Raw genomic sequence first — 3,464 nt, forward strand, 5'->3', positions numbered from 1 at the left:
TATGAGTGGCACAACTTGCTCCGGTACGAGTGGCACAACTTGCTCCGGTATGAGTGGCACAACTTGCTCCGGTTTGAGTGGCACAGTTACATCGGTATAGGTGGCACAACATGAGTCAGCCTATCCAAATACTTTAAAAGTTGTATTAATGGCTGTATTAATGCTCATTAATGAAATTAATGGGTAGGTATGGTTGGAACCTCTTAATAAAGCTTTACAACATCATAGTTGTAAAGCTTTTTTTGTGTCCCTTAAAATCCTTACAAGATCACCAAAAAAAAAAAAACAAACCCCAAATCTTTATTTTTTTCTAATACACCCCACTTTTCATACAAAAGTCTAAATTTGTAAAATGCTCATCATTCAAAGAGAATCAACAGATCCGTTTTTTAATATCGCTACTGAAGAGTTTTTAGTAAAAACCCTTGAGGAACCTTGCTTTATGCTTTGGCAGAATACTCCTTCTGTTATTATGGGAAAGCATCAAAACCCTTTGAAGGAGGTAAACATAGCTTTTCTCAACCAAAAACAAATCCCAATTATCAGAAGAATTAGTGGTGGTGGCACTGTGTATCACGATTTAGGGAATTTGAATTATAGCTTTATAGATATGGGCAAAGCAGACTCCTTAGTGAATTTTGCCAAATACAGTCAACCAATATTGGATTTACTACAAAGTCTTGAAGTGGATGCAAAATTGGTTGGAAAAAGTGATTTGAAAATTAATGATAGGAAGTTTTCCGGGAATGCATCCCATGTTTATCGTAATAAGGTCTTGCACCATGGAACGCTCCTATTCAATTCTAATCTAAAAGTTTTAAACGAAAGCATTAAAATAAATAAAAACAACATAACTGATAAAGCTGTCAATTCTAATCGGTCAGTAGTCGGAAATATTTCTGATTATCTATCAACTCCAATGACCATAAGCGATTTCAAATCTAAGTTGTTTCAACACATTCAAAATATATTTCCAGAAGCTAAAGTCACAAACTTAAATAAAACCCAAATTTCTGAAATACAAAGACTCGCTGACGAAAAGTACAAGACTTGGGAATGGAATTTTGGCTATGGCCCCAAATATACCATTAAGTCAAATTACAAAATTCAAGATAAGGACAGCGATTTCCAAATTGTTATAGCCAAAGGCTTTATACAATCCATTACCTGTTCCTCTCCTCTTAATTCTATTTGGGAAGAAGCTATAAATTCAATGATAGGCTTGCAGCACCAAGAGGAAATTATCAAACAACATTTGTATGATAATGGCTTGGGTCATGTAAAAAACTCAATACTAGAGGTTCTTTTTTAAAAAACCATAACCTTATTTATTGAATTTAATAGGATAATTTCGTATATTTATACAAATTATTTAAAACTAGCCCTATGAAAGAAAATGATTTAGTAAGTGTATTTGTTGGTACAGCTTTAAATGCAAGATATTTAGAAGCTGCTTTGGCGCAAGCTAATATCCCTTGTTTGGTTCGTAACAGTTTAAGTGAAGCAAGTCACGCTGGTTTTGGTGGCCCAGGAACTGATGACTCCTGTCAGATTTTTGTGGAATTACAGGATTATCAGGCTGCTGAAAAATTAATTTTTAATTACGAAAAATCAAGAGAAGAATAGCCATACCCGTTTCTACTAGAACAATATAAATCTAGCGAAATAGGTTTTAATCAACTATTTTGGCTAGCATATCAATAGGAATTATCCTTTTGATTCATCTTAATATTTCTTTAGTTTTTTTGTATTATTCTTCAAAAATCACAAATGACCAGCAAAAAAAAAGCAGAACTGCCCTACCATATATTTTGGTTTAGGAGAGATTTGAGACTAAATGATAATATTGGGTTACAGAAAGCACTCCTTTCTGGAAAACCTGTCCTCCCCATTTTCATTTTCGATAGCGAGATACTCTCAGAGCTTCCAAAAGACGATTCGCGAGTTCATTTCATATTCCAAACACTCGAATATATAAACCTGAGCCTTCAAGAAAAAGGGAGTGGTTTAATGGTTTATCAGGGAAAGCCGATAGAAATCTGGAAAAGCATCATTAAAGAACACAATATTGCTCAAGTATCTTACAATAAAGATTATGAACCATATGCCAGAAAAAGGGATCTTACGATAGAGAAGCTCCTAAATGACAATAGAATAGAATTCATCAGCTATAAAGATCAAGTTATTTTTGAGGAGGGTGAAATACTAAAAAAAGACCTGAAGCCTTATACTGTTTTTACTCCATATTCAAAAAAATGGTTTATAAAACTTGAGGAAGGTGAGTATTTAAAAGTCCACAAGAATAATTGGGAAAATCTGGCTAAGATAAACAGCAATATTACTACGCTAGAATCCTATGGCTTCGAGGCTTCAGGTATAAAAGTAAAGGAAATCAACTTTAAACATGTAGATCATTATCATGATATAAGAGACTTTCCAGCAATGGATGCCACTACCTACCTTTCACCACACCTCCGATTTGGAACCATCAGTATTCGTGAATTGGTAAAACAGTTATTAAAAACCTCCCCTAGTCTACTCAACGAAATCATCTGGAGAGAATTCTTCATGCAGATATTATTTCATTTTCCTAAGGTCGTTAGCCATAATTTTAAAGCAAAATACGATGCGGTCAACTGGAGGAATCATGAAGGAGAATTTGAGAAATGGTGCCAAGGAAAAACGGGATATCCTATGGTAGATGCGGGTATGCGTCAACTCAATGAAACCGGCTATATGCATAACAGAGTAAGAATGATTTGTGCAGGTTTTCTTTGCAAACATCTCCTCATCGATTGGCGCTGGGGAGAAAGCTATTTTGCCAAGAAACTACTAGATTACGAACTCTCTTCCAATAATGGAAACTGGCAATGGGCCGCAGGCACAGGCTGTGATGCTGCACCCTACTTCAGGATTTTCAATCCATCAGAACAATTAAAAAAATTTGATAAAAACTTAGAATATGTAAGAAAATGGATTCCAGAGTATGACGACTTCTCCTATCCTGAGCCCATGGTAGAACATAAAATTGCTCGTGAACGTGCTTTGGCCGCTTATAAATTAATTCTGTAAAAGGAAGGGATTTGGCTCTTGGTTTATTATTAACCTGAGTTCGGTTTTTAACTATCTGAAATTCAGTTGTTAATCGTAATATTTTTGACCATAAAATTAGGAGATTTCATGAGTATTTATTATCTTTGTGACTGACAATCAGACAATTAACAATAAATCCCATGAATATCTCCAGCAACAAAATTACCGAAATATTTTATTTAGCAGATGATTTTTGTTTTGAATTTTTCAAAACTATGGATTCTCACACCTTAGGAAATAAACAAAAAAGGAAGCCCATTTTATCAACTAGTGAGGTGATAACCATTATGGTTCTGTTTCATTTTGGCCAATTTAGAAACATGAAACATTTTTATCTTTTTTATGTCAAAAAACATATGCAATCTTACTTT

At 34.3% G+C, this 3,464-nt stretch carries 3 protein-coding genes; all 3 read left to right on the forward strand.

Annotated elements, in window-relative coordinates:
• Positions 1-352: 352 nt before the first annotated feature.
• The 3 genes from HNS40_RS21820 (at position 353) to HNS40_RS21830 (ending at position 3,072) form a co-directional block, all read left to right on the forward strand.
• Entirely contained in the window at positions 353-1,312 is a 960-nt protein-coding gene (locus HNS40_RS21820; RefSeq protein WP_172284835.1) for a biotin/lipoate A/B protein ligase family protein, read from the forward strand.
• Positions 1,313-1,386: 74 nt separating this feature from the next.
• Positions 1,387-1,626 carry a putative signal transducing protein gene (locus tag HNS40_RS21825; RefSeq protein ID WP_172284836.1) on the forward strand — a complete coding sequence of 80 codons (240 nt, stop codon included), beginning with the start codon at positions 1,387-1,389 and terminating at the stop codon, positions 1,624-1,626.
• 144 nt (positions 1,627-1,770) lie between these two features.
• Positions 1,771-3,072 carry a deoxyribodipyrimidine photo-lyase gene (locus tag HNS40_RS21830; RefSeq protein ID WP_172284837.1) on the forward strand — a complete coding sequence of 434 codons (1,302 nt, stop codon included), beginning with the start codon at positions 1,771-1,773 and terminating at the stop codon, positions 3,070-3,072.
• The last annotated feature ends 392 nt before the right edge of the window (positions 3,073-3,464 follow it).

The sequence above is a fragment of the Lentimicrobium sp. S6 genome, from assembly GCF_013166635.1.
Taxonomy (GTDB): Bacteria; Bacteroidota; Bacteroidia; order Bacteroidales; family UBA12170; genus UBA12170.